Origin of the sequence: Lujinxingia vulgaris, from assembly GCF_007997015.1 — a bacterium.
GTDB lineage: Bacteria > Myxococcota_A > Bradymonadia > Bradymonadales > Bradymonadaceae > Lujinxingia > Lujinxingia vulgaris.
In genome coordinates this window covers 31279-57939 of sequence record NZ_VOSM01000008.1, presented here as the reverse complement: position 1 = coordinate 57939, position 26661 = coordinate 31279, and the positions used below count along the sequence as shown (strand labels likewise).

Here is a 26661-nt window from a genome sequence, read left to right as displayed (position 1 = left end):
GGGGCGGCTCCAAAGATGCCTCCATCGCATGCGCAACAAGCGTGAATTCCGCAGGCCTCATAGGTCAATCGACCCGATAAATCAACGCGCGCCCCAGATCGACTCGCCCATCCGCTCCAGAAACCCGCTCTGGACGAGCACCTGGCCGAACTCCGCGCACACCCGGGCGCTGCCTTCGGCAGCTGCTCTCCAGGTCTGCCGTGCCTCGGCCCCCGGAAAGCGGGTGGCTTCGACGATACGCCGGCAATCCTCCCGCGCGTTCCCGGGCGCATACCAGCGCTCCACCTGTGCTAGAAACGCCGTCCGCGCCGCCTCATCGGACAGGGCCTCGGTCTCGCCAAGCGTGGCCAGAAAGACGTCTTCTTCGCTGCAAAAGGCGATCTCTTTGAGCACCGTCGCGCACTGCGCCTCACTGCGCGCCAGATAGCCCGTCGGCAAAAAGCGCTCCCAGCCCTCCTCGCCCGCCCCTTGCGGCGCGGGCTCGGTCTGGGCGACCACCGGGTAGGTCTCCAGCGTCTGCGGGGTGGTCTCCCACTCCGACTGACAGCCGGCGGCCAACACCAGCAGCGCCGCACAGATGCTCAACTTCCAGCCCATCAGCTCTCCCCGGCGTCTTCGGGGGCGATCTCGTGGCGCTCGATCTTGCGGTAGAGCGTGGTGCGGTCCATCCCCAAAATCTCGGCGGCCCGCGACTTGTTGCCGCCGGTGCGACCGAGCACATAGCCGACGTAGCGGATCTCCAGCTCTTCGAGCGTGGGCAGCCCGTCGAGCCCCAGGATCGACTGCCAGGTGAGCATGTCCAGGTAAGGCGCATCGCGCCCGTCACCGCCGGCACCGCGCACCCGGGGGGGAAGATCCTCTGGCGAGATCTCCTCCTGCAGCGCCAGCACCACCGCGCGCTCAATGTAATTGCGAAGTTCGCGCACGTTGCCCGGCCAGTGGTACTGCATCAGCGCGCGGCCCGCCTCCGCCGACAACCCGCGAATCGCCTTATCGGAGCGCTCCGCAAAACGCTCGATGAAGTGCTGCGCCAGAAGCAGCACGTCTTTGCCGCGATCGCGCAAAGGCGGCAGGCTGAGCTCGATGACGTTGAAGCGAAAATAGAGATCTTCGCGAAACTCCCCCTCGCGCACCTGGTTCTCCAGGTTACGGTGGGTCGCGGCGACCAGGCGCACATCGACCTCCACCTCCTGGCTTCCGCCCACCGGTCGCACGCGCCGCTCCTCCAGCACCCGCAACAACTTCGGCTGCAAGGAGAGCGGAAGATCACCGACCTCATCGAGAAAGAGCGTGCCGCCGTGGGCGCGCACAAAGAGCCCCTCTTTATCTTCGCGCGCGTCGGTAAACGCCCCCTTCACATGACCGAAGAGCTCGCTCTCCAGCAGGCTTCCCGGGAGCGCGGCGCAGTTCACGGCCACAAAGGGTTTGTCGCGCCGGTCGCTGCGCTTGTGCAGCGCACCGGCCACAAGCTCCTTGCCCGTGCCGCTCTCGCCGGTGATCAGCACCGAGGCCGGCGAGCGTGCCACGCGATCGATCATGCCAAAGAGCTCGCGCATCGGGGCGCTCTCGCCAATCATCGCCGCCCCGCCGCCGGCGCCCTCCCCGTCGACCTGCTCGCGCAGACGTTTGACCTCCTCGCGCAGCTCGCGGTGCTCCAGCGCGCGGTCCAGGGCGATGGTCAGCGCCTCAATGTCCACCGGCTTGGTCAAAAAGTCGTACGCCCCGGCGCGAATCGCCGCCACCGCCGTCTCCAGGGTGCCAAAGGCCGTGATCACAATCACCGGGAGGTTGGGTCGGTGGTCGACCAGCCTTCGGCAAAACTCAATGCCGTTGACCCCGGGCATGTTCAGATCGGTGATGACCACCCCGGCGTCCTGCGCCTCCAGCCCTGCAAAAGCCTCATCGGCGCTGGTATAGAAACGCGCCTTATAGCCGCGCTTGTTCAGCCGCTCGCCAAGCACCTCGGCCATGCTCGCGTCATCGTCGACGATCACTACATCGTGGTTGCTCATTCACGCTCCTCAATCGGCAAATACACCCCGAAGGTGCTGCCCTGACCTTCTGTACTTGTGACGTCGATCCAACCGCCGTGCTCGCGCACAATCCCGTAGGAAACCGAGAGCCCCAGCCCGCTGCCCTCGCCGACGGCCTTGGTGGTGAAGAAGGGCTCAAAGACCTGCTCTAGCGCGTCCTCGCTCATGCCGACGCCGTCATCTTTGACCTCTACCAACACGTAGTCGCGCTCGCGCGCATCCTCGTCTTCAGGGTGTGCGCGGTGCACCGCCCGCAGCGCAACCTCCACCCGGCCGCCCTGCTGCTGGCAGGCGTGCATCGCGTTGACCAGAAGATTTGTGAGCACCTGGGTGATCTGGTCGGCGTCCACATCGCTGGCAAACGCCTGCGGCTCAGCGCTCAATTCCATGACCACCTGACGTTTCTCGGCGATGGGGCGGATCAGCTCGATGGCCTGCTCGACCACCGGGCCGACCTCCATGCGGGTTTTGCTCAGGTGTCGCACCCGGGCGAAGTCCATCAGCTGACGGATGATTTTGGTGATGCGCGAGGTCTGCTCACCAATGATGCGCGCGTTGCGCTCAACCTCATCGCCCTCGACCTCGCGATCTTCGATCATCGCCGCGCGCATCGAGATCACGTTGAGCGGCGTGCCCAACTCATGGGCCAGGCCTGCGGCGAGTGTGCCGACGGTCTTGAGGCGATCCGCGTGGCGAAGTTGTTGGAGCGCCTGAATGCGCGCGGCCGTCTCTTCTTCCAGCTTCTCGCTGGCGCCGGCGAGCTGGTCGCTCATCAGGTTCATCTCCATTGCGAGCACGCTGAGCTCGCCGTGGCCTTCGAGCTTAAGGGGCGTCTTCAGGTCGCCCTTACCAATCGAGCGCGCCCGCGCCACCAGCGCGTCGACCGGCCGGGCGATGAAGAGCAGCCCGGTGACCATCGCCAGGCCGCTGGCCATCACCAGCATCAAGAGCGTCGTCCAGACGATGCGCCATTTGGAGGCGCGCACGTAAGCCTGCTCCCGTGCAAAGGACTCCGAGAGCTCCACCGCGCCCACGCGCCCCTCCTCCACCACCACCGGCACATAGGTGTAGAGGCGCCCGGCCTCGATCTGGTCGCGGTCGATCCAGCTGACCGCGCGGCCCTCCTCCAGCAGCATATTGAGATCCAGGGGAGCTTCGGGGCGCAGCCGCTCCAGCGTGCCGGTCTGCGCCCAGACCCAGCGCACCCGCAGGCGGTCGCTGGCCTGGTTGGAGCGCTCCACAAGCTCCAGCGCAAAGTCCTCCCCGAACTGCTCGCGCCCGTAGCGCACCATCACCGCCAGAGGTTGCCCCAGCGCATAATGGTCCCGCCGCATCTGGGCCTCAAAGAGCCCCGACTCGCGGTCGATCCGCGAGTAGCCCTGCCAGGCCATGATCAAGCAGATCCCGCCGATGAAAAAGAGCGTGATCTTAAAGGTAAGACGCATGGTCTCCTCGAAAGCGCGCGTCCCGAACAGCGCGCATTCTCACCCAGCGCCCGATCTGGCGCAAACGCCCTGACGCCACACCCCCCTCAGAGTGTGGCGTTATGCAACATGTGGTCGTTTTCGACGATCCCGAGACCCCGGCGGCGTGACATCAACGCGCTGCTCCGAATGGAGAACCAGAAGAGAAAATGGCGCAAAATCAACATGTTGCGACAATTTTCAATCTTTTCTTGAGAAATTTCCATCCCGTGGCACGGCGACTGCATTACCCCGGGTCGTCAGCCGCGAGGCGCCCTCCCGATGGCGGGTTCCCACGCTGGCAAAAGGTTATGAGACGCTCCTCCTCGGAGCTTCTCAGGCACCATGCGCCGGTGGCGGCGCGCTGAAAATTTCCGATCTGTTCCCGAACGTCCTCGCGCCGCCACCGCGTCTTACTTCAGTGAGGAGCCCGATTGGCGCGGCTCCCTTTTAGAGAAAAGCAGGAGATTTTATCATGTCTACCAAGCTCTCGACCCGCCTGACCGCCCTCCTCTGCGCCCTCGCCATGGCCGTGCCGGCCACCTCGGCCTTCGCCGCCACCCCCGACGCTCCCACCACCATCGCCTGCGACGGCGAGGACGGTGACGACGACAAGACCTTCGCCGAGGAAGATGGCGAGGACGGCGATGACGACGACTCCGAAGAGCTCGCCTGCGACGACGACGGCGACGACGACGATTCCACCTTCGCCGAAGGCGATGACGACGGCGACGATGACGGCGACGACGAAGAATTCGCTGAAGGCGATGACGACGGCGACGACGATGACGGCGACGACGAAGAATTCGCCTGTGGCGACCACGGTGGGGACGACGGCGACGACGACGATTCCACCTTCGCTGAAGGCGATGACGACGGCGACGATGACGGCGACGACGAAGAATTCGCCTGTGGCGACCACGGTGGGGACGACGGCGACGACGACGATTCCACCTTCGCTGAAGGCGACGACGACGGCGACGATGACGACTCCGAAGAGTTCGCCGAAGGCGACGACGACGGCGACGATGACGGCGACGACGAAGAGATCTTCTTCGCCGAAGGCGACGACGACGGCGACGACGATGGCGACTCCGAAGAGCTCGCCTGTGACGGCGACGACGGCGACGACGACAAGACCTTCGCTGAAGGCGATGACGACGGCGACGATGACGGCGACGACGAAGAGATCTTCCTCGCCGAAGGCGACGATGATGGCGACGACGACGGCGAAGAGCTCGTCTAAGTTGTCTTAAGATGGCCCTTCGGGGCCTGATCGCGACGCCGGTACATTGCGGGCTGCAGAGCCGGCGTCGTGTGAATTCGTCGAAGTCCGAGGGTCCCCATCGTCCCTCGGCTTCGGCGTTTTTTTTTATGCCCGCGCCGCCACCCTATGCGTCGCGATCAGCCCAGCGGCGAGAAGCCGAAGCTCATCTTTACGGCCCGATATTCGGGGTGAACCTCGCCATCGGAGTCGCGAATGATCAGCGGGGGCTCTTCCCAGGTCTGGCCGCGCACGGCCTCGGGAAGATCGACGTTGCGCATCATCACAAAGAGCCCGATGAGCGGGGGGTTACCCTCGCGGAAGATCACCGGACGCCAGCGCACGATCGTCATATCGGCGTTTTCCGCCGCCTCCCAGGGGCGCACCTTCTGCTGCGGCCTGTCCACGGGGAAGACGCACGCGAAGACACCGCCGGGGTTCAGGTGTGCGGCGGCAACTTCGGCGTAGTCGGCCACCGAGCCGCGCACTTCAAAGCGGCACGCCACCTTTTGAGGGTGGTCGCCCTGGGTGCCATCGCTCAGCGGCCAGTAAGGCGGGCTGCCGAGCACCAGGTCGAAGCGCTCATCTTCAGCGAGCACCTCCGGGTCGCGAAAGTCGCCCTGGCGAATCTCATAGCGATCTTCGAGGCCGTTATAAGCCGCGGAGCGGCGCGCCAGGACCACGCTCTCTTCCTGCGCCTCCACGGTCACAAAGCGCGCGCCGCGCAGGCGCCAGGCCGCGGTCATGCCCACCGACCCCACGCCGCTTCCCAGGTCCAGCACCGTGCCGGCGCTCGGGCACCAGGAGCTTCCGTACCAGGCCGTGAGCACATCGTCGGTGGAGAAGCGGTGGCCTTTCTTGAGCTGGAAGATGCGAAAATGGCCGCTGAGCGCGTCGAGCGATTCTCCCTCGCCAGGCTCAAAGTCCATCATCCGCGCCACATCGGGCAGCGGCCCGGGCACCGCCCACCCTTTAAAGGTCGGCTCTACGTTGCGAATATCGCGTTTTTTTCGGGCCATCACACATACCTTCGCCCCGCGCGGGTCAGGCGCCGGGCGTTTCATCGTCGTTCAAGAGGTGTCGGAAAGAGGGGCGTACACACCACGCGCACACGATGATGCGCGAGCGGTGATAACGCACGGGGTCTCAATACCCCAGCGAGATCAGGTCGCGGCCATCCATAATCGCCTCGCGCATCGCTTCGAGCAGCGCCCAGCCCCGTAAGAGCTGCCACACCTGGGGGGTATCGCGGTTGGCGCAGGTGTTAAAGAGGTCAAAACGCGCCTCTTTGTCCATGTAGCCCGGGCGCGTAAAGCAGCGCTCCAGCTGCAAGTCATTCCACTCCAGGCCCACCTCGCGGCCAAGGCGCACCAGAAGCTCAGCCAGATAGGGCGCGTAGGCCTCGCACTCCTCAAAGCTCAACCAGCCATGGGGCCAGCTCGCCAGGTAGCGCACCGCCTCGGGCATCTCGGGCTGGGGGTGGCGGAAGAAGACCCCGCGCAGCGGCCGGCAGGCCACCTTCCAGCCCAGGTCGCGCGCGATCGGGTACCAGTCCAGGCTCACCCAGCGCGAGCGCTGCCAGCCCGGCCACACATCCAGGCCGATGTCCTGGCAGACCAGGCGCAGAAACTGGCTGTAGAAGCCCGTCAGCGCCGAGTACACCTCCCAGCTTTCTTGTTTGAGCGGGGCCACATCCCAGAAGACGCCCTCTCCGTCGAGGATCTTTTCGACGTAGGGCTGTGCGCGCTCGGGCACCTGATCGCGGATCACCACCCGCAACGCCGGCGCATAAATGCTGGTGCGGTGGAGCTGTTCGTTGATCCGCTCCAGGCTCCCCAACATGTACTGATTGCCTTCACCCATCGCCGCGCCACCTGCTCGTCATCTCGGACCGCCTGCCTCACTCAAAACATCAACGTCGCCATCGGCAGGTCAAAGCCCCAACCCATCTTCTCACGTGTGGCTATAGCACGGGCTCTGGCGAGGTAAAGGGGCCGGAGGCCTGAGCCCGGGAGCAAAACTGCTGAAAACGCACCCGGTTCACCTCGATATCGTCGCCCTGGATGGTGAGCACCTGCTCGCCAAGCACGAGAATCATGCCGTCGCGCTGCAACTTGCGCAGGCAGCGGCGCAAAAAGGCCCCCACATCGTGGCGAGTGCGGCGCTGGCCGACGTTGAGATCGTGCAGCTCCAGAATCTCGCAGCGCTCCAGCCGGGGCTCCTCGGCGCTGCCGCCGACCCGCGCGCGGATCACCGCCCCGTCGCAGGCGTACTCGCGCAGCCCGGTGAACACGCCACCGGGCGGCACGTGAATCTTCTGATAGTTCTCGGAGGGCTCGATCACCCGTGATCCTTTAAGCGCTCTGCTTTTCGTAGACCAGCATCGGCTTCTCGCGATGCAGCACGCTCTCTTCGGTGATCACGCACTCGCGCACGTTCTCCAGGCTGGGCAGCTCGTACATGATGTCGAGCATGACCTCTTCGATGATCGCGCGCAGCCCGCGGGCGCCGGTCTTGCGCTTGATGGCCTCGCGTACGATCGCCACCATCGCGTCCTGGTTGAAGCGCAGCTTGACGTTCTCGAGTTCAAACAACTTCTGGTACTGCTTGACCAGGCTGTTCTTGGGCTTCCAGAGGATCTCGACGAGCATGTCTTCGCTGAGCTCATCAAAGGCCACGATCACCGGGAAGCGGCCCACGAACTCGGGGATCATCCCGAACTTCACGACATCTTCGGGGCGCACGTGGCGCAGCAGGTCGTTGCTGCTCTCCAGGCGCTTGGAGAAGTCGGCGCCGAAGCCCATCTGGCTCTTGCCGATGCGTCGGGCGATGATGTCGGTCAGGCCCTGGAAGGAGCCGCTGGCAATAAAGAGGATGTTGCCGGTGTCGACCTGAATGAACTCCTGCTGGGGCCGGTTGCGCGAGCCCTCCGGGGTGATCATCACGCGCGAGGATTCCACCATCTTCAAGAGCGCCTGCTGCACGCCCTCACCGCCCACATCGCGGGTGGAGGAGGGGCTGTCGCCGCGACGGCTGATCTTGTCGATCTCGTCGATGCAGACGATCCCGCGGCTGGCGCGCTCGACATCGCGGTCGGCGGCGAGCCAGAGGTTCTTGACGACGTTTTCAACGTCTTCGCCCACGTAGCCGGCCTCGGTGAGGCTGGTGGCGTCGGCGATGGTGAAGGGCACGTCGAGCTTCTTGGCCAGCGACTGTGCCATCAGGGTCTTGCCGCTGCCGGTGGGGCCGATGAGCAGGATGTTGCCCTTGGTCAGCTCCACGCCCTCATCTTCTTCGTGGGGCTCGGCGCCGGCGGCCTCAAGCTCCGCGCTGCGGATGCGCTTGTAGTGGTTGTACACCGCCACCGAAAGCGCGCGCTTGGCGCGGTCCTGCCCGACGATGTGCTCGTCGAGGAAGTTCTTGATCTGGGAGGGGCGCATCTCCTTGAGCTCTTTCTTCTTTTCGGGCTCGCGGTGACGGTCTTCCTCGATGATCTCGCGGCAGAGGGAGACGCACTCATCGCAGATATGCACCTTGGGTCCGGCGATGAGCTTCTGCACATCGCGGGCCTCTTTGCCGCAGAAGGAGCAGCGCACCTTGCTTTCAGAATCTGTGGTCTTCATGTCGCTCTCGTTATTCTGTTCGGGGCAGCCCACCTGTGGGCTCTCGATCACGACGGCAAAACGAACGCCGGAATCGATTTACTCCCCAACACGTCGGGGCCGGCCTCATCGTGAGACGCTGGCGAGTTGGGCGAGGCAGTCTGCATGTTGCGGGGCCGGGGTGCAAGCGCCGCCGGGGGGGCGGCGCGTTGGCTCCTCTCAGCCCTCGCCGGTCAGCGCCTCCAGGCGGCTTCGGACCACCTCAAACTCGCGCACCATCTTTAAGGTAAGCTCGGCGTGGCCGTGGGCGTAACCGTTGCCGATGAGCAGGTCGACGTCTTTGCCCACGCCCTCGCTGCCGAGCGCGGCGCGGGAGAAGTCGGTGGCCATGTTGAAGAAATAGACCACACCGCGGTCGCGCGCCGGCAAAATCGCCGACATCTCGGTACCGCTCACGTTGCAGGTGTTGATGACCACATCGACCAGCTCACCGCCGGTCATCGCCTCGACGGCGTGAAGCACCTCGGTGGGGACTTTTGCGTTGGCGGTGCGGAAGTCGTCGACGATGCCCGCTTCTTTAAGAAGTTTGAGGTTGGTGTCGTGAAGATCGACAGCGTAGACCTCGCCAGCATCGCCCAGGGTCGCGCGGGCGGTGGCCGCGCAGAGCATGCCGGACTTGCCGGCGCCCAGGACCAGCACGCGTTTCTGGCCTGCGACCAGGCGCGCGGTCTGGGCGGGGGCGCCGCAGACGTCCAGCGCCGAGAGCGCCACGCGCTCGGGCAGATCTTCGGGCATCGCCACAATGGGAGAGGAGGGCCAGAGGTAGGCGGTGCCCTCGATGTCCATCTGGTCGGCGTCGAGGTGCACCTTGATGACGCGGTCGATCTTCAGCGGGGTCAGCGTCAGGCTCACCAGCGAGGCCACACGCTGGCCGACCTTCAGCTCCACCGGGCCTTTGTAGTCTTTGCCGATGGCCTTAACGGTGCCCAGCAGCATGCCGCCGCTGCCGGTGACCGGGTTTTGCATCTTGCCGCGCTCGGCGACGATCGAACGCACCCGCTCGGCGACCTTCTCCTCATCGCGGCCCAGCTCACCGATGATCTGGTGGAAGCTGGCCGAGTCGATGTTGAGCGTCTGCACATCGATGACAATCTCGTTATCAAACGCCTCGCTCTCGGCATCCAGGCGCTGTGCGGCCTGCGGAAGCGCCCCTTCGGGCTCAATGACTCGATGCAACCCCAGATCATGACCACGTCGCTCGCTCACGCTCGCTCCTTTTTTGTATTCGGATGGAATCCACGGCCGGCGCCGACCTCGGACGCCGCCTCACACCCATCCTTCAAGCCATTGAATTCGTTAACCTTTCAAGCCACACCAAACCTTTAACCGAGACGCTTCATCACCTTCTGAAGATCCTCCCAGGCGGGGCGTTTTTTGCTCGTATCACGCAGCAGATCGTCGGGGTGGAAGGTGGGCAGAAGGGCGATGCCCTCAAAGCTCTGCCAGCTCCCGCGCACCTCCGGGCGGCGCGCGGCCTGGCCGAGCAGCGCCAGGGTGGCAAAGCCTCCCAGCGCCACGATGACGTCGGGCTGCACCACCTTGATCTGCTTCTTCAAGAAGGGCAGGCACTCGCTCACCTCGCCGGCCTGCGGCCGGCGGTCGCCTGCGGGGCGGCATTTGACGACGTTGGCGATGTAGACCTGCTCACGCGAGAGCCCCATCGCCTTGATCATGCCGCTCAAAAGATCGCCGGAAGCGCCGGCGAAGGGGCGGCCGGCGCGGTCGTCGTCGCCGTCGGGCGCGTCACCGATAAACATCAGGCGCGCGGTGGGGCTGCCCTGTCCGAACACGATCTGCGTGCGGGACTCACAGAGCCCGCAGCGGCGGCAGTCGCCCAGGTACTTTTGCAGAAAATCCATCTTTTCGGCGGGCGTCATCGACGCGGCCGACTTCTGCGCGGCCGACTTCTGCGCGGCCGGCCCGGGGGCGGCGGACTTATGTGGGGCGCTCGAAGGAGGCGGCGAGGAGAGCAGCTCCTCGTGGGAGTAGTCCTCGTAGCTCAGCGCCTCGTCGTACATCGGGCCGTCGTAGTCGTCGTAGGGGGGCGGCTCGTCGTTGAGGGAGACCGGCGGCGATTTTTGGGCAGAAGACGACGGGGCCGGCTTTGATGACGTGTTCGTCGAGGGGCCTGCCCCCCCTGGCGAGCTGCGGCGATCCTCGCCGCGCGAGGCGTTGGAGGGGGACTTCGGGCTGCGGTCGGGGCCGGCCGCGCCGCCACCGCCGCCACTGAAGGTGGGCCTGGTGCGGGCGCCGAGCTGCGCCCAGATCGGAGCGCCGGCGTCGGAAGCATTCTGGGAGGTGGGTGCCACCTGTGGCTGCGCGGGCGCCGAGGGCTCCTTGAACGAAGGCCGCTGAGGCGGCGAGGGAGCTTGCGACGCGGGCGCCGGTCGCTCAGAGCCCCCGGGTCGCTCAGAACCGACAGGTCGCGAAGCCGCTGCCGAGCCCGGGTGGGAGGGCGCGCGCTCCGGCGCGCGCGATGCGCCCGCCGACGACGAGCCCGAGCCCAGGTTTGCGCGCATCTTCGCCAGCTGGCGCTCCTGGCGGGCCTCTTTAAAAGCCTCAAACGCGGCGCGATCGGCCTCCGAGGCCGGGCTCGACCCGATCACACCCTGGGCCTGCTGCCATTGCAGGTAGCGGCGAAGATCCCCGACCAGGGCTTTGACATACGCTCGTTTCGTCATCACGGCTCTCGTTTAACCATAGATCATGCGGCGAAGACAACGGCCCCTCGCCACAATCCGCGCTCAGCTTTGAAGCCGCCTGGCGAGCGCCTCCCACAGCGCGCGGGCCACCTCGGGCTTGGTGCCGCTGAAAGTGCGCGGCTCCTCGTCCCCCACCAGCAGATGCACCGTGGCGCTCTCGGCCCCGAAGGTGCTCGCAGGCCCACCGATGACGTTGGCCACAATGGCGTGCGCGCCCTTGCGGGCGCGCTTGGCGCGAGCCCGCTCGATCACATCGTGGCTCTCGGCGGCAAAGCCCACCACCAGCGGTCGGCGCGCACCCTCTTCGGTCTCACTGCCCTCGCCAAAACGCTCACCAAGCTCGGCCAGGATGTCGGGATTGCGCTCAAGCTCAAGCGTGGGGGACATTTGCCCCTTGGGCATCTTTTTGTCACTCGGGTGGGACGGCCGCCAGTCGGCAACCGCTGCCACCATCATCGCCACATCCACCTCGGAGGCGCGCGCCATCACTTCACCGTGCATCTGCACCGCGCTCACCACATCGACCCGCGTCACCCCGTAAGGCGCCTCAAGCGCGGTGGGGCCGCTGACCAGGGTGACCTCGGCGCCCAGGCTGCGCGCGGCCGCCGCCAGCGCATAGCCCATCTTGCCGCTGGAGGGGTTCGACAAAAAACGCGCCGCGTCGATCGCCTCGCGGGTCGGCCCGGCGCTCAAGAGCACGCGCTTTCCCTTGAGCAGCTGCGGGGAGAGCGCCCGATCGAGCTCCGCTAAAATCACCGGCGGATCCGGCAGCCTGCCGGCGCCCACCTCCCCACACGCCAGCTCGCCGGCGTCCGGCTCGATGACCAGGTGGCGCTCCGTCTGGCGCAGGGTCTCCAGGTTCGCCTGCACCCGGGGGTGCAGGTACATCTGGGTGTTCATTGCCGGCGCCACCACCACCGGCGCGCGCGTGGCGAGCAGCACCGTCGTCAGAAGATCGTCGGCCATGCCCCGGGCCATCTTCGCGATGGTGTTGGCCGTGGCCGGCGCCACCAGCACCACATCGGCCCAGCGCGCGAGCTCAATATGGCCGATCTGCGCCTCATACCCGGCATCAAAGGTCGCGACGCCCACCGGCTGCTGCGTGAGCGCCTGAAAGGTCAGCGGGGTCACAAACTCCTGCGCGTTGCGCGTCATCACCACGCGCACCTCATCGCCGCGTTTGATCAACGCCCGCACAAGCTCACAGGCCTTATAGGCCGCGATCCCGCCGCTTACGCCCAGCACCACCTTCAACGCCACAGTCGCCTCACTTTGCCGTCCACCGCCCCTCATCGAGGCGGCGACCGGCCAGAAAATCAAGGAGCACGCTCACCATATACCCGGTCGCCCCCCAGATGGTGTGGCCCTCAAACTCATAAAAATGCAGATCGTAAGAGACCCCGTCCCAGCTGCGTTTCTCCACGCGCTGAAAGGCCGGGTCGGCCAGATGCCCGAGCGGCACCATGAACATCTCTTCGATCTCGGCCGGGTTGGCCACCAGCTCATAAGGGTGTGCGAACTCCCCCACAAAGGTCGTGACCTCATAGCCGCTGATCGTGGGCATGCGCACAAGCGATCCATAAAGCTGCACATCGCCCGGCAGAAGCCCGATCTCCTCATGAGCCTCGCGCAGCGCCGTATCCCGCAACCGATCATCGCCCGGATCGCGGCGGCCCCCCGGGAAGCTCACCTCCCCGGAGTGCTGACGCATCGAGTCGGGGCGCTCGGTAAACACCAGGTGCAACTCCTGGCCCACCTGGCAGAGCGGCGCGAGCACAGCGGCCTCGCGCAGCGGCCGGCCCTCCAGGCCGGGCACGCGATCAAAATGCACCGCCGGCTCCCAGCCCAGCTCCCCCAGGCGCTGGCGCACCCGCTCTGGCGCAAAGCGCGAGCTCATCTTCGCACTCGCGCTTCAAAGACGTTGCGGCCGTCTTCCTCGCCAACAAAGCGGATGTCGAGGACCTCCATCATCATCTTGCGGATTTTCCCGCGGGGCAGACGAATGTGGCAGTAGTCCTCGTCTTCGACCTTCATCACCCGGCAGCGCCCGAGTTTGGGGTGATCGAGGATGTCGCCGGCTTTCAGCATCGGTCCGTCCAGATCGTCGTCAAAACTCGCGGCTCGGGCGGGCTTCTTGGGCGCGGGGCGCCCCTTGCGGGCCTGCTCGCGACGCGTCTCGGTGGAGTCGGCCTCGGCGATGGCGTCGGCCCAGGAGAGGCCCGGGGTGCCGCCGGCCGAGGCGGCCGGCTCGCTGGCCGCCGGCGCGCTCGGTGCGGCGCTCGCACTCGACGCCGCAGCCGGCTCTTTGCGCTCCGAGGGGCGCTCGATCTGCTCGATCGTCTCCAACTCCAGGCGCCCGCTGGCGGTGTCCAGGCGACGCTTCATGCGCAGATCGCCAAAAACATCGACCACAAACTCCGCGCTCAGCGCTTTGGCCCGGCGCAGTTGCCCGGCCACAAGCTGCGGGCCGGCCGGCCCCAGCGCGTTGAACACCGCGTCGAGGCGCAGCACCACCTCATCGCCCAGGGTGGAGACGTTGCCGTTGAGGCTCACCAGCTCAAAATACCCCTCCCCCTCCACCACTTTGACGTACTCCCCGCGGCGAGGATCGAAGGCGGCGAGCTCGATCTCGGAGAACTGCCCGACGGCGCGTAGTTCCGCCGCAGCCACCCCATTACTCCGGCAAATCCGCGTGAGCTCCGTCACCAGCTCCTCGCCATCATCCACTCGCCCCACCAGCTTCTGCTGGCTTGCTGAAACTCGAAAAATCACGTTCATCCTCAGGTGCTAAGTTGGCGCGAAGGTTTGGTTTTTCGTCACCCTCGCGGCCGCTCAAAGAGCGCTCTTGGGCGCCCACTTCGGGCGCAATCTCCCACACTCATCCGCCCCTTACAACATCGGAGCCGGGGCGCGCACTCCCATCCCCCGGAGCGCCGCGAAATACGCGGGCTAAGGGGCGATCACCACCAGATATCCTGATCTTCGGTCACGCCCACCAGGCGTACCGGGTAGGTGGTGCCCCCCACTTTGATCTCCCCCTCAAAGATGCCGGCGGGCTGCAAAAAGTAGCTGCGGATGGGCCCCAGATTGCGCACCTCGCGGTGCACGAAGATCGATCGAAAGTGCAGCCGGACGCGCCCACAGCCTGTTGTTACCTCCCAGGGTCGCTCGGGATGCTCTTTCTCAAAGGTGAAACGCGCGCGCCCGAGCCCGATGAGCTCCCGGCCCACCCAGAGCGCGTTTTCGTTGGCGGTGGGGTGGGTGTCGTTAAACCCCTCAACCAGGTTGAGCCCCACGCGGCGCCCGTCAGGCAGGCGCCCCATGCCCATCGCCCAGCGCCAGGCCGTCTGGCGGCCCAGATACCCCTGGGTGTAATCCAGCGCGCCCAGCCCCCCGTCGAGATCATAGGAGCGCGAGCCCACCTTGAAGTGGCCTTTGACCGGCAGCGCGGTCCATTTCTGCGTGACGTTGATGCGGCCCGGATCGGGAACTGGCGAGATCACGGTGAGCGCCGGGGCGGCCTGCTCGGTGTGCAGCTCGGCCAAAAGATCGGTCTTCCCGAAGGCCGGCGCAGCCCAAGTGCCCAGCGTCGCCCCCACCTCATAGGGCATCCCGCGGGGCTCGCGACGCGTAAACAGGTGCGCGCCGGGACGCCGGTAATGGGCGGCAAGGCCGACGCCCGGGCAGTCGCCGACCTCCACCTGCAACCCCGGCACGCCCAGCCCGCCGAAACGCAGCACCGGGCGCTCCTCCAGCAGATCGACGGCGTACATGAAGGTGTGGGCGGCGTAACCGGCGTGCACGATCGCCTGGGCCACAAACACCTCGTCGGTGCAGATGGCGCTGTACTGCCAGCGTTTTCGCCGCACCTTCGCCGCCGCCCCCTCCAGCGCTTCGGCGCCGCGCAGGCGATGAAGCTGCACCGCCGGCAGCTCCCCGCGGTAGGTGCCGATGCGCGCGCTCCCCAGGCGATCCACCATCGCGTTGGGCACCTTCCCGGGCGCCTCGTCGTGTTGTGACTCCACCATTGCGTTGCTCCCTGGTTCGCCGCGCACTCGCGCCGGCATGCTCAACCCATCACCGCGTCATCGAAATCATCGAAATCATCGAAATCATCGAAGGCGTTGACGATAACCCGGGCCCCCCCCGCGTCAACGCTCGCCTATGCGCGATCACCTGGCACCGCGACGCCCCTCAGCCCAACGCATCGACGATGCCTTCCAACGCCCAAAAGTGCGACAAGCTGGCATAGACCATCACCTCGAAGGCAGGGGGGGCGTGGTATTTTGCGACATGGCATCGCCTTACCCCCCACCCGACCGTGACAAATTGGCACAGGCCATCGCCTCGAAGGCAGGGGGGGTGTGGTATTTTGCGACATGGCATCGCCTTACCCCCCACCCGACCGTGACACGTTGTCATAGTCGATACCTTTGCGCCGACCAGAATCACATTTTGGGGCATCGGGCATCATCTCGCGTGGCCCCAGACCCCATCCTCGCTCTTCGAATATCGCCTACTGCTGTACTTGCGAGCAGTAAACCTGTGCATACGTTCTCCCTCGTCCAGAAAAATTTGACGTTAAGACGCTAAACCGAGGGAACCGCCCATGATCTTCGAGAGACTCTACGACAGCGACCTGGCCCAATCCTCCTTTCTGATCGGCTGCCCGGACACCAACAAAGCGCTGGTGGTCGATCCGCGCCGCGATCTGGAGCCCTATGTTGAGCTGGCGCGCGAGCACGGCCTGACCATCACGGATGTGGCCGAGACGCATATTCACGCCGACTACTTAAGCGGCGGCCGCGAGCTCGCGCGGGCCACCGGCGCGACCTTCTGGTTTAGCGCCGAGGGCGATGAGAGCTGGCAGTACAGCGGGCTCGATGAACTTGAGACAAAGGCCCTTCACGATGGCGAGCGCATTGAGCTGGGGCGCTGCGCGGTGGAGGCGGTGCATACCCCGGGGCATACCCCCGAACACCTGAGTTTTTTGCTCTACGATGAGGAGCAGGTGATCGCGGGGCTTACTGGCGATTTTCTCTTTGTGGGCACGCTGGGCCGCCCCGATCTCATCGACGCCACGGGCCTGGGGCAGAACGTGAGCGAGAAGGCGGCAAAAGCGCTCTACGCCAGCGCAAAACGCGCCATCGATCGTTTTCCCCACGATGTGCCGCTGTGGCCGGGGCACGGGGCGGGGTCGGCCTGCGGAAAATCCATCGGGGCGCTGCCCACCACCACTCTGGCCATCGAGCTCGCCAGTGCACCCTGGGCCCCCTATGTGCAAAAAGGCGACGAGCAGGGCTTTATCCAACACATCCTGGCCGAGCAGCCCGAGTCGCCCACCTATTTTCGGCGTATGAAAGAAGAGAACCGCGACGGCTTTGAGCTGCGCGATCGCTCCGCCCGCCCCTCCCGCGCCTACCCCCACCTGATCCAACGCGCGCTCTCCGGCGATATGAAGGTGCTCGATCTTCGCCCTCGCGACGACTTTCATCGCGCCCACCTCAATAACAGCCTGCACCTTCCCCTGGGATCGCATTTTGCGACCTGGTCGGGCTGGGTGCTCCCCGAGCGCGAGCCCCTCTTGCTCATTACCGGCTCGGGTAACGAGGCCGATCGCGCCGCGGCGTCTCTTCTGCACATCGGCCACGACAATGTGGTGGGTTTTCTGCCCTTTGAGGCCCTGCCCGACGCCGAGCTCACCTCCCAGCCCCACCTCGGGGTTAAGGAGGCCCATCAGAAGTGGCGTAAAAAAGAGGCGACCTTCCTCGATGTGCGGGGTGCCTCGGAGTGGCGCGAGGGCTACATCCCCGGCGCCCTGCACCACCCCCTGCCCCGGCTCACCACCGAGATCGATGCCATCCCCCGCGACCGCGATCTGATCGTCTATTGCGGAAGCGGCGCGCGCGCCGCCGTGGCCACAAGCCTTCTGCACGCCCACGGCATCACCCGCGCTATCGCCTTCGATGGAAGCATGGGCGCCTGGAATGAGGCCGATCTTCCCACCGAGACGCCGCAGAAGGGCGCGCGGGCCGCAGAATGAGCGCCTCGCCGCCCTCTTTCAGCGCCGCGCGCTCAGAGCTTCGCCACGTGAAACATCGCCTCGCCCTGGTGCACCAGGGGGTGGGTGACGTGCGAGAGCACGATGCCGTCAAAAGGGGCCTTGAGCGGCGCGGCGCTGGTATCAAAGGCGTCGCCCACGGTGCCCAGGCGCTGGCCCTTTTTCACAAAGGCCCCGCTCTCGACCTCCACGCGCAAGATGCCTGCGCGGCGAGCACGCACCCAGCTGGTCTGCGAGCTCTCACGGTTGGAGCCGGGCGTGCCGGCGTCTTTAAAGGAGGTGACTCCCAGGGCCTGCAGCACCCGCTTGGTACCCGCCAGGCCGACTTCCACCACGGGGCGATCAAAACGCAGCGCCTCGCCACCTTCAAAGAGCACGATGGGAATCTTCTTTCTGGCTGCCGTCTGGCGCAGCGACCCTCGGGGGGGCGCGGCGTCCATCATCACCTCGGCCCCGAACGCCTCCAGGATCTGGCGGGTGGGGCCGTCGCTTAAGTCGCCGCGCACGTGCGGGAAGTTGTAGCGCCCCACCGCCGCGGTATGCAGGTCGATGCCGTGGGTGCAGCGCCCCACGATCTCATCGAGGAAGAGGCGCGCCAGGCGTCCGGCCAGGCTCCCCTTTTTATTGCCCGGAAAGCTGCGGTTGAGATCGCGGCGATCCGGCAGGTAGCGCGACTGATTGATAAACCCGAACACGTTGACGATGGGCACCGCGATGACCGCACCACACATCTTTTGGGGATCGAGATCGTCGAGGAGCGCGCGCACGATCTCCACCCCGTTGACCTCATCGCCGTGCAGCGCGGCGCTCACCCAGACGCGCGGGCCCGGCTCCACCCCGCGCACGATCTCCACCGGCAGCGCCAGCGGCGTCTGGGTGGGCAGGCCCCCCATCGGGATCTCCACCCGGCGGCGCTCCCCGGGCTCCACGCTCACCCCGTTGACCACCAGCGCGCGCCGTACCTTCGGGCTAGAAATGGCGATTTCTCCTTCAGAAATGGATCGTGTCACGGGCAGCACCTCTCGAGACGTTCTCCTCAATAAAGGAGACGATATGACCGGCGACATCAATGCCGGTGGTCTGCTCAATGCCCTCAAGTCCCGGCGAGGAGTTGACCTCGATGACCATCGGACCGCGGCTGGAGCGCAGAAGGTCGACACCGGCCACACTCAGGCCCATGGTCTGCGCGGCCAGAATCGCCGTCTCGCGCTCCTCTTCGCTGAGCTCGGCCACGGTGGCGTAGCCGCCGCGGTGCAGGTTGGAGCGAAACTCCCCGGGCTGGGCCTGCCGCTTCATCGCCGCGACCACCTCATCGCCCACCACAAACGCGCGAATATCGGCGCCGGCCGACTCGGCGATGTACTCCTGAAGCAAAATATTGGCGTCGAGCCCCCGAAAGGCCTCGATCACCGACTGCGCCGCCTTACGCGTCTCGGCCAGCACCACGCCGATGCCCTGGGTGCCCTCCAAAAGCTTGATGACCAGGGGCGCGCCGCCGACGGTGTCGATGACCCCGTCCACATCTTTGGTCGAGTGCAAAAAGCCGGTCACGGGCATGCCCACCCCGGCGCGCGCCAGCAGCTGCATCGCCCGAAGTTTGTCGCGCGAGCGCGAGATGCCCTGGGAGGTGTTTGCCGAAAACACCCCCATCATCTCGAACTGGCGCACCACCGAGAGCCCGTAAAACGTATACGTCGCCCCGATGCGCGGCACGATCGCCTCCACATCCTTGATCTCCTCGCCAGCGAGCATGACCCGGGGGCGTTTGGAGGTGATGTCCATAAAGCAGCGCAGGTAGTCGACGATCTGGACGTCGTGACCCCGCTCAACGGCGGCCTCGCGCAGACGACGGGTGGAGTAGAGCGAGCTTTTGCGCGAGAGGATGGCGATCTTCATGGGGTGGTGCTCCAGAAACCTTGGGGGATGACGCCGGGCGCACACCGCGCGACGACGAAGAGAAAAACGTCAGGAGTGGGGGGAAGACTCCCCCAGAAAAGATGCGGCCGGATCGACCAGAAAACGCCCCCGGACGGCGTGGCGCCCGAGCAGCATACGAAACCCCATCGCCTTGCGATCGGTCAGCGTCAGATCGATGGCGTAGCGCTGACCCAGCACCTCGACCACCGGGCGAATGACCACGCGAAACTCCTCATGGCCCGAGGAGCTGCGCACCACGCGCCGGTCGTGCAGCGGGTACTCGGCCACCGCCCCGTCGCGGGCGCTGCGCTGATGGGGGCGCACCTCAAAGCGCACCCAGGGCTCACCATCGCGCTCAAAAAGCTCGATATTTTCGGCGTGCAGGGCCGAGGTGCGCGCGCCGGTATCGATCTTGGCTTTGATGCGTCCCAGGCCCAGCTCGGGCAGCCCCACCCACTCGCGCCACCCGATGATCGGGCGCGCCCTTTTCGGGCTCTTCTTCACTGTCATATCCTCGCCGGGGTGAACGTGATGATTCTGGCCCCAGAATGTTGCGCGCGCGTACTTTGTCAACCATCGTCGCGCGACTAAAGTGAGCGCGACAGCGCCATGCGCGGCCCCAGGCCTCGCTGTGAATACCCATGACTCGCCATGCCCCCGGGGAAACGATGTCGAAACGCAACCTGCCCACCGAACTCTGGAAGCGCTTTCAGGAGGCCAAGGAGGCCCCCGCGCTCACCCGCCGCGACGCCGACGGCACCCTGCACCAGCCCACCTACTGGGAGTGGACCCGCGGGGTGCAGCGCCTGGCGATGGGCCTTGTGGACTGGGGGGTAACCCCTGGCGAGCGCATCGGCTTTGCGGCGCCGAACAGCGCGGCACTGCTCGATCTGATGGTGGCCGGCTGGCTCATCGGTGGGTGCGTGGTGCCACTGCTTCCAGGCCAGGAGCGCCGCGACACCTTGAGAGCGCTGGCCCGCTCGGGAGCATCGGTGATCGTGGTCAGCGATGAGGCGGAGCGCCAGCGTTTGAGGGGCCCGGGGGGCCAACTTCCTCCCGACCTGAAGTTTGTGCTCACCGAAGGTGCAGCCGACGCCGAGGCCTGCCTGGGCGTCGAAGCGCTCTCGGAGCGTGGGCGCGACCGCCTGCGCCGCGGCGGCCTCAACCTGCTGGCCGAGCGCATGTTTGCGCAGGACGCCGACGCCCCCTCGCTGATCCTCTACGACACCACCCCCTCGGAGACGATGCGCGGCGCGCACTTCTCTGGCGAGAAGGTGCTCCTGATGCTTGAGCGCATCGCCCACCAGATGAACCTCGACGCCGACGAGCCGGTGCGCCTGGGCGCGCTCCTCTCGTACGGCTGGCCCGGATCGTTTTTGCTCACGATGAGCGCGCTCTACGCCGGAAAAGAACTCGCTGTGGCCGACTCGGCGCGCCAGCTTCACGAGCAGCTGGGCGATCTTCAGCCCACACATCTTCTGTGCGGGCCGGCCTTCCTGGAGTCGCTGGCCACCCGCTGGCAGGAGCGCCTGGAAGCCGCACCCGATCTGCTTAAGCAGCTCTCGGAATCGACCGAGGCCGCCTCCTCGCCATCGCGCGCGCCGCTGGGACGCCTGCTCGGGGGGCTTGGTGAGAAGGCCGCCGATCGGCTGCTCTACGCTCCGATCCGATCGGAGCTCGGAGGTAGACTGCGCGCCATCTACGTGCCCGAAGGCCAGGCCGACCCCACCTGGCGCCAGATTCTGGAGCGCGCCGGCACCCGTCTTCTGGGCTACCTGGCGCTCCCCGAAGCCGGCGTCTCCCATCTGGAGCACCCCGGGGCCGCTCGCCAGGGCTCGGCCGGCCGCCCCATCGAGGGCATCGCCACCCGCCAGGCCCACGCTCGCCAGGGCGAGCCTGGCGAGCTCTGGCTGCGCGGCGAAACGCTCTTTGATGGCTACTGGGGTGGGCCTGGCCCCCGCGAGCGCAACGCCGAGGGCTGGCTTCCCACCGGCCTGACCGTGCGCCTGGAGAGCGGCTTCGCCTTTGTAGAGAGCGCCCCGGCCACCGCCCCTCTCACCGAGCCCTGAGCCTCAAGATGAAAACTGTCCCGACGCGCTTCAGCCCGGTTTTTGCGCCGGTTTGCGCCGAGCAGTCCCCTCCCCTAAGATGCGCGCGGCCGCAGCCCGCGCCGACTTTGCAGACCCCTTTGTCGAAGATCCTTATGACACCCATGCACCCGACTCTTTTTCTTCGCCTCCTGGCTCTGACCACCCTGCTGCTCGTCGCCAGCGGCTGCGGTGAGCTGCTCGACGCGCTCCCCGGCACCTCGGTCTCGGGCACCGTTTATGGCGAGAGTTTTAGCGCGGTCAGCTCGACCGCCGAGGTCAGCAGCGACGGCACCTACTTTCTGACCTTCTCCGACGACGCCTCCTACAGCTGCACCTCCACCCCGCCGGGCAACTACCTCACCGTGGTCGTCGGCCAGGTGACGGCCGCCGGCACGCTCAGCGCTGCGGGCAACGTCAGCTTCAACCTCGTTGAAGACGGCACCACCTTCACCGAGAGCGCCTCGGCCGGAAGCGTCACCATCGATCGCCTCGACGCCGAATTCGATCAGGTGATCGAAGGATCGATCAACGCGGTGGGCCCCTCCAGCGACGTCGCCGGCAGCTTCAGCACCACCATCTGCAACTGATCCCCACCTCTTTATAGGCGCAACGCAAAACGCGCTAACGCGACCTTTTGCCACAGGTTTCGGCCTCGATCGCCCGTCCCGAATCACCTTGTCGCGGTCGGGGCCATCTGGCATATTTCGCGCCATTCCCGGGCGAAAGCCCGCCAGGTGCCACCACCTGAGCGCGCCCGCCTACCGAAACGATCCGAGATGTCATGACGCCGTTGCTCATCGTCTTGTTGCCCTTCGTCGGCCTGATCCTCCCGATCATTCTGGCCCGCCACAGCCACACCGCCGCCACCGTCGGTGCGCTGATCCCCACAACCCTCTCGTTTGGGCTCTTACTAAGCCTGGCCGGCGACGTTTTTGCCGGCGAGGTCTTCGTGGCGAGCTGGCCCTGGATTGAGACGCTGGGGATGAACCTCTCGTTTCGGGTCGACGGCCTGGGGATGCTCTTCGCCATCCTGATCTTAGGCATCGGCACGCTGGTGGTGCTCTACGCCCACTTCTATTTGAGCGACTCCGACCCTCGGGGGCGCTTCTTCGGCGCGCTTCTGGCCTTTATGGGCGCGATGCTCGGGGTGGTGCTCGCTGAAAACGTGCTTTTGCTGGCGTTTTTCTGGGAGATCACAAGCCTGAGCAGCTTCTTGCTCATCGCCTACTGGACCCACGTGCCCCTGGCCCGCCAGGGCGCGCGCATGGCGCTGGCGATCACCGGGATGGGCGGCCTTTTGCTCTTCGCCGGTCTGCTGCTCGTCGGCCACATCGTGGGCAGCTACGAGCTCAGCGCCATCCTGGCCAACGGCGCGCTCATTCAGGGCCACGACCTTTATGTGCCGGCCCTGCTCCTTGTGCTGATGGGCGCGTTTACCAAGAGCGCGCAGTTCCCCTTCCACTTCTGGCTGCCCAACGCCATGACCGCGCCCACGCCGGTCAGCGCGTATCTGCACTCGGCCACCATGGTCAAAGCCGGCGTCTTCTTGCTGGCGCGTATGCACCCGGCGTTGAGCGGCACCCCGGAGTGGTTCTTCATCGTCACCGGCGCCGGTCTGATCACCCTGACCTTTGCGGCCTACGTCGCCCTCTTCAAACACGACCTCAAGGGCCTGCTGGCCTACTCGACGATCAGCCACCTGGGGCTCATCACGGTGCTCTTTGGCTTTGGCACCCCGATGGCCGCGCTGGTGGGCGTCTTCCACATCCTCAACCACGCCGCCTTTAAGGCCTCGCTCTTTATGAGCGTGGGCATCGTCGACCACGAGACCGGCACCCGCGACATGCGCATCCTGGGCGGACTTCGTCACGCTATGCCCATCACCGCCACGCTCGCCACGCTGGGCGCCGCGGCGATGGCGGGCATCCCGGGCTTCAACGGTTTCATCTCCAAAGAGATGCTCTTCTACGAGTCCTGGAAGCTGCCCTTCATCGAGCAGGACTGGGTGGTGCCGGTGATCGTGACAGTGGGCGGCCTGCTCTCCATGGCCTACTCGGTGCGCCTGGTCATCGACACCTTCTTCGGTGAAGAGGGAGATACGCCCGCCAAACCCCACGACCCGCCCTTTGGCATGTGGCTTCCGGTGGCCCTGCTTGTGACCGTCTGCCTGGTCGTGGGCGTCTACCCGAGCATCGCCGAGCCCATCGTCAACGCTGCGGCGCTGGCCACCATCGGCGGGGTAATGCCCGAAGGCTACGAGCACCTCTCGCTCTGGCACGGCTTCAACGCCGCGGTGGTCATGAGCCTCATCGCCATCTTCGGCGGGGTGGCCTTCTTCACGCTGCGCCACAAGCTCTTCGCGCTGGCCGAGCGCTACTGGCCTAACCTGCAGGGCAAGCTCGTCTTTGAAGGCCTGGTCGAGCGCGTGGTGGACGCCACCCGCGCCACCACCGCCTCTCTCGAAAATGGCTCCTTGCAGCGCTACTCGATGCTGCTCATCGCCTTTGTGGTCGCCGCCGGCGCGCTGCCCTTCTTCCTCTTTGATTTTGCCCCGGGCAACCTCCCGGCCACCGACCTTGAGCCGGTGACCATCGTGGTCTTCGGCATCTTTGTGGCCGCCTGCTTCGGCGTGGTCGCCTACCACAAGCGCCGCCTCACCGCGATTGTCATCCTCTCGGTGGTGGGCCTTGTGGTGAGCTTGAGCTTCGTCAAATTCTCCGCGCCCGACCTGGCTCTGACCCAGCTCTCGGTCGAGGTGGTCACCATCCTGCTCCTGCTCCTGGCCCTCTACGTGCTTCCCAAAGAGACGCCCAGCGAGGGCGGCTTCAGCCTGCGCAAAGTCCGCGACGGCATCCTCGCCACGGTCGCCGGCCTGGGCACCGGCTGGATGAGCTACATGGTGATGACGCGCCCCCAGGACTCCATCAGCATGACCCACCTGGAGAAGGCCTATTACCCGGTGGGCGGCGGTACCAACGTCGTCAACGTCACGCTCGTCGACATCCGCGGCTTCGACACCATGGGTGAGGTCGCCGTGCTGGCGATGGCCGGCTTGGGCATCTTCGCGCTGCTCTCCCGACTCAACCCCGAGCATATCCACGGCGTCACCCGCCGCGTGCTCGATCGCTACCCGGTGATGCTCACCTCGGCCACTCGCCCCCTGCTCAGCCTGATTCTGGTGATGGCCGTCTACATCTTTTTGCGCGGCCACTACCTGCCCGGCGGCGGATTTATCGCCGGTCTGGTCGCCACCGTCGCGCTGATCATCCAGTACATGGCCAGCGGCCAGCAATGGTCCTCGGAGCGCATGCCCGTCAACTTCCGCATCATGGCGATCATCGGCGTCACTATCGCCGTGCTCTCCGGGGCGACCTCGCTCGCTCTGGGTAAACCCATGATGACCATGCTCGTTCCGCTCGGTGAGCCCGGCACCGTCATGACCCTCTACTTCGACCTGGGCGTCTTCCTGGGCGTGGTAGGCGCGATGATGACCATTCTCACCAGCCTCGGCGTCTTGAGCCGTCCGGCCAACGCTGAGACCCTCGCCCACAGCAAGGAGACCAATCCATGGAAGCCCTGATAGCCTCTGCCATCGCCGTTCTGGTGGCCTGTGGGTTCTACCTGGTGCTGCGCGCTCGCACCTTCCCGGTCATCGTCGGGCTGGCCCTCTTCTCGTATGCGGCCAACCTCTACATCTTCTCCACCGGGCGGCTCACCTCCGGGATGCCCCCGGTCTTGCAAAAAGGCGTGCCGCTTGAGGCCTACGCCGATCCGCTGCCTCAGGCCCTGATCCTCACGGCGATCGTCATCGGCTTTGCCATGACCGCCTTTATCCTGGTGTTGGCCATCAGCGGCTATGTGGAGCTTGGCACCGATCATCTCGACGGTAAGGAGCAGACCAGGTGAATAACTGGATCGTCATACCTATCCTGCTGCCGATGCTCACCGCGCTTGTCTGCGCGCTGATCCCGGCCTCAAAGATCGCCCTTCAGCGCGCTCTCTCGCTTGCAGCCTCGCTCGCTCTGGTGGCCACCGGCTTCTTCATGATCAGCCAGACGATGTCTGGCGAGATCTTCAGCTACGCGATGGGCAACTGGTCGGCGCCCTTTGGGATTGTGGTCGTCGTTGACCGACTCTCGGCGATGATGGTCGCCCTGACCAGCGTGGTCGCCCTTTGCGTGCTGGCTTACGCCTCGCAGGGCGCCGATAAGCGCGGGCCCTACTTCCACTTTCTCTTCCAGTTTCAGGTGCTGGGGATCTGCGGCGCGTTCTTAACGGGCGACATCTTCAACCTCTTTGTCTTCTTCGAGATCCTGCTGCTCTCGTCCTACAACCTGCTGGTCTACTCCGGCGGCCAGAAGCGGCTTAAAGCGGGCATCCATTATGTGATCCTCAACCTGATCGGCTCGGCGCTCTTTCTCATCGGCGTGAGCACGCTCTACGGGATCACCGGCACGCTGAACATGGCCGATATGTCGCTGCAGGTCGCCTCCCTGGGTGCCGAAGATCAGGCGATCTTGCAGGCCGGCGCCCTGGTGCTGATGGTGGTCTTTGCGCTCAAGGCCGCGCTGCTTCCGCTCTACCTGTGGTTGCCCGGTGTCTACGGCGCGGCGACCGCGCCGGTGGCCGCGCTCTTTGCCGTGCTGACCAAGGTGGGGGTCTACGCCATTTTGCGCACCTCCACGCTGATCTTCGGCCCGGAGGCCGGCGTCGGCGCCGACCTGATTGAGCCCTACCTCTTTCCGCTGGCGCTGATGACCCTCTTCTTCGGCATGGTCGGCGCGATGGGCAGCCACCGCCTGCGTCATATGACCGGCTACCTCATCATCGCCTCACTGGGCACGATGATGGCCAGCATCGGCCTCTTCACCCAGGCCAGCATCTCGGCGGCGCTCTACTACATGGTGCACTCCACGCTGATCATGGCGCTCTTCTTCCTGCTCATCGAGCGGGTCGCCGCCCAGCGTGGCCCCTTCACCGACGAGATCCGCATCGGCTGGAAGCTCACCCAGCCCACCCTGCTCGGGCTGATCTTCTTCGGGGCGGCTGTGGCCGCCGCCGGCCTCCCTCCCTTCAGCGGCTTTCTGGGCAAGCTCCTGATGCTGCAGGCCGCCATCGGTGAGCCCGGCGGCTTCTGGATGTGGGCGGTGATCCTCTTTACCAGCCTTCTGGGCCTTATCGCCCTGAGCCGCGTCGGCACCCAGGTCTTCTGGAAAGGCAGCGAGGTCGCCGCCGACCGCGCCGACCAGGTCGAGCGCACCACCGCGCTGCAGGCCGTCCCCCTGATCGCCATTCTGGCGATTCTTGCGGCCTACTCCGCCTTTGCCGGTCCGATCACCGAATACACCGATGAAGTCGCCGCCCAGCTCCTCGATCCGCAGCAGTACATTGACGCGGTGATGGTCGAGCCGGCCTTCTTCCCCGACACAGCAGGCATGAGCGATGACCTCAGCAACAAGGACCACTGAC

The 26661-nt window shown here is 65.7% G+C and carries 23 protein-coding genes; 7 read left to right on the top strand and 16 right to left on the bottom strand.

What is annotated here, in order from left to right; all coding sequences use genetic code 11:
* Positions 1–81: 81 nt before the first annotated feature.
* The 3 genes from FRC98_RS21635 to FRC98_RS15350 are packed head-to-tail and all read right to left on the bottom strand — an operon-like array spanning position 82 to position 3478.
* Entirely contained in the window at positions 82–597 is a 516-nt protein-coding gene (locus FRC98_RS21635) for a flagellar basal body L-ring protein FlgH (protein ID WP_230467666.1), read from the bottom strand.
* A complete protein-coding gene (locus FRC98_RS15355; protein ID WP_146982324.1) occupies positions 597–2012 on the bottom strand; it encodes a sigma-54-dependent transcriptional regulator in 1416 nt (471 codons plus the stop codon). Before FRC98_RS15355 ends, FRC98_RS21635 begins: the two co-directional genes overlap by 1 nt.
* Positions 2009–3478: a sensor histidine kinase gene (locus FRC98_RS15350; protein WP_146982323.1), complete on the bottom strand. Its 1470-nt coding sequence runs from the start codon at positions 3476–3478 to the stop codon at positions 2009–2011. The genes FRC98_RS15355 and FRC98_RS15350 overlap by 4 nt, the downstream gene beginning before the upstream one ends.
* Positions 3479–3971: 493 nt before the next feature.
* Here FRC98_RS15350 and FRC98_RS15345 point away from each other — a divergent pair, with 493 nt between their 5' ends.
* On the top strand, positions 3972–4742 hold the full coding sequence (locus FRC98_RS15345; RefSeq protein WP_146982322.1) for an AAA family ATPase: 771 nt from the start codon (positions 3972–3974) through the stop codon (positions 4740–4742).
* A gap of 158 nt (positions 4743–4900) precedes the next feature.
* Here the strand turns inward: FRC98_RS15345 and FRC98_RS15340 are convergent, their stop codons facing one another.
* From FRC98_RS15340 to FRC98_RS15295, 10 genes are all read right to left on the bottom strand, one after another.
* The gene (locus tag FRC98_RS15340; protein WP_230467665.1) at positions 4901–5779 is read right to left on the bottom strand and encodes a tRNA1(Val) (adenine(37)-N6)-methyltransferase; all 879 of its coding nucleotides are present in this window, start codon (positions 5777–5779) and stop codon (positions 4901–4903) included.
* A 127-nt stretch (positions 5780–5906) separates the two neighbouring features.
* Positions 5907–6623 carry a hypothetical protein gene (locus FRC98_RS15335; RefSeq protein ID WP_146982320.1) on the bottom strand — a complete coding sequence of 239 codons (717 nt, stop codon included), beginning with the start codon at positions 6621–6623 and terminating at the stop codon, positions 5907–5909.
* A gap of 100 nt (positions 6624–6723) precedes the next feature.
* Positions 6724–7104, bottom strand: a complete 381-nt coding sequence (locus FRC98_RS15330) for a hypothetical protein (protein WP_146982319.1) — start codon at positions 7102–7104, stop codon at positions 6724–6726.
* Positions 7105–7114: 10 nt separating this feature from the next.
* Positions 7115–8383, bottom strand: a complete 1269-nt coding sequence (clpX, locus tag FRC98_RS15325) for an ATP-dependent Clp protease ATP-binding subunit ClpX (RefSeq protein ID WP_146982318.1) — start codon at positions 8381–8383, stop codon at positions 7115–7117.
* Between the two features lie 198 nt (positions 8384–8581).
* On the bottom strand, positions 8582–9628 hold the full coding sequence (gene kdd / locus FRC98_RS15320) for an L-erythro-3,5-diaminohexanoate dehydrogenase (protein ID WP_146982317.1): 1047 nt from the start codon (positions 9626–9628) through the stop codon (positions 8582–8584).
* 116 nt (positions 9629–9744) lie between these two features.
* Complete coding sequence (locus FRC98_RS21630) at positions 9745–11103, bottom strand: uracil-DNA glycosylase family protein (protein ID WP_230467664.1); 1359 nt, start codon at positions 11101–11103, stop codon at positions 9745–9747.
* A 63-nt stretch (positions 11104–11166) separates the two neighbouring features.
* Positions 11167–12384: a bifunctional phosphopantothenoylcysteine decarboxylase/phosphopantothenate--cysteine ligase CoaBC gene (coaBC, locus tag FRC98_RS15310; RefSeq protein WP_230467663.1), complete on the bottom strand. Its 1218-nt coding sequence runs from the start codon at positions 12382–12384 to the stop codon at positions 11167–11169.
* Positions 12385–12391: 7 nt separating this feature from the next.
* Complete coding sequence (locus FRC98_RS15305) at positions 12392–13021, bottom strand: NUDIX hydrolase (RefSeq protein ID WP_146982316.1); 630 nt, start codon at positions 13019–13021, stop codon at positions 12392–12394.
* On the bottom strand, positions 13018–13896 hold the full coding sequence (locus FRC98_RS15300) for a PPC domain-containing DNA-binding protein (RefSeq protein ID WP_230467662.1): 879 nt from the start codon (positions 13894–13896) through the stop codon (positions 13018–13020). The genes FRC98_RS15305 and FRC98_RS15300 overlap by 4 nt, the downstream gene beginning before the upstream one ends.
* A 188-nt stretch (positions 13897–14084) precedes the next feature.
* Positions 14085–15152 carry a DUF2804 domain-containing protein gene (locus tag FRC98_RS15295; RefSeq protein ID WP_230467661.1) on the bottom strand — a complete coding sequence of 356 codons (1068 nt, stop codon included), beginning with the start codon at positions 15150–15152 and terminating at the stop codon, positions 14085–14087.
* A gap of 581 nt (positions 15153–15733) precedes the next feature.
* Between FRC98_RS15295 and FRC98_RS15290 the strand changes: the two genes are divergently transcribed.
* The gene (locus FRC98_RS15290; RefSeq protein ID WP_146982313.1) at positions 15734–17167 is read left to right on the top strand and encodes an MBL fold metallo-hydrolase; all 1434 of its coding nucleotides are present in this window, start codon (positions 15734–15736) and stop codon (positions 17165–17167) included.
* Between the two features lie 32 nt (positions 17168–17199).
* On the opposite strand, the gene FRC98_RS15285 is transcribed toward FRC98_RS15290, so the two are convergent.
* The 3 genes from FRC98_RS15285 to FRC98_RS15275 all read right to left on the bottom strand — a co-directional run bounded on the left by FRC98_RS15285 (position 17200) and on the right by FRC98_RS15275 (position 19612).
* Positions 17200–18195, bottom strand: coding sequence for a succinylglutamate desuccinylase/aspartoacylase family protein (locus FRC98_RS15285; RefSeq protein ID WP_230467660.1), 996 nt, complete (start codon positions 18193–18195; stop codon positions 17200–17202).
* Positions 18176–19081 (bottom strand): 30S ribosomal protein S6--L-glutamate ligase, encoded by a 906-nt coding sequence (rimK, locus tag FRC98_RS15280; RefSeq protein ID WP_146982311.1) that lies wholly within the window; start codon positions 19079–19081, stop codon positions 18176–18178. The genes FRC98_RS15285 and rimK overlap by 20 nt, the downstream gene beginning before the upstream one ends.
* Before the next feature lie 69 nt (positions 19082–19150).
* Positions 19151–19612 (bottom strand): ATP-dependent zinc protease family protein, encoded by a 462-nt coding sequence (locus tag FRC98_RS15275; protein ID WP_146982310.1) that lies wholly within the window; start codon positions 19610–19612, stop codon positions 19151–19153.
* A 158-nt stretch (positions 19613–19770) separates the two neighbouring features.
* Here FRC98_RS15275 and FRC98_RS15270 point away from each other — a divergent pair, with 158 nt between their 5' ends.
* The 5 genes from FRC98_RS15270 to FRC98_RS15250 all read left to right on the top strand — a co-directional run bounded on the left by FRC98_RS15270 (position 19771) and on the right by FRC98_RS15250 (position 26660).
* Positions 19771–21171, top strand: coding sequence for an AMP-binding protein (locus tag FRC98_RS15270; RefSeq protein ID WP_230467659.1), 1401 nt, complete (start codon positions 19771–19773; stop codon positions 21169–21171).
* Positions 21172–21314: 143 nt separating this feature from the next.
* A complete protein-coding gene (locus tag FRC98_RS15265; RefSeq protein WP_146982308.1) occupies positions 21315–21779 on the top strand; it encodes a hypothetical protein in 465 nt (154 codons plus the stop codon).
* A 194-nt stretch (positions 21780–21973) separates the two neighbouring features.
* The gene (locus FRC98_RS15260; protein WP_146982307.1) at positions 21974–24772 is read left to right on the top strand and encodes a monovalent cation/H+ antiporter subunit A; all 2799 of its coding nucleotides are present in this window, start codon (positions 21974–21976) and stop codon (positions 24770–24772) included.
* Positions 24760–25098 (top strand): Na+/H+ antiporter subunit C, encoded by a 339-nt coding sequence (locus FRC98_RS15255; protein ID WP_146982306.1) that lies wholly within the window; start codon positions 24760–24762, stop codon positions 25096–25098. Before FRC98_RS15260 ends, FRC98_RS15255 begins: the two co-directional genes overlap by 13 nt.
* On the top strand, positions 25095–26660 hold the full coding sequence (locus FRC98_RS15250; RefSeq protein ID WP_146982305.1) for a monovalent cation/H+ antiporter subunit D: 1566 nt from the start codon (positions 25095–25097) through the stop codon (positions 26658–26660). Before FRC98_RS15255 ends, FRC98_RS15250 begins: the two co-directional genes overlap by 4 nt.
* The last annotated feature ends 1 nt before the right edge of the window (position 26661 follow it).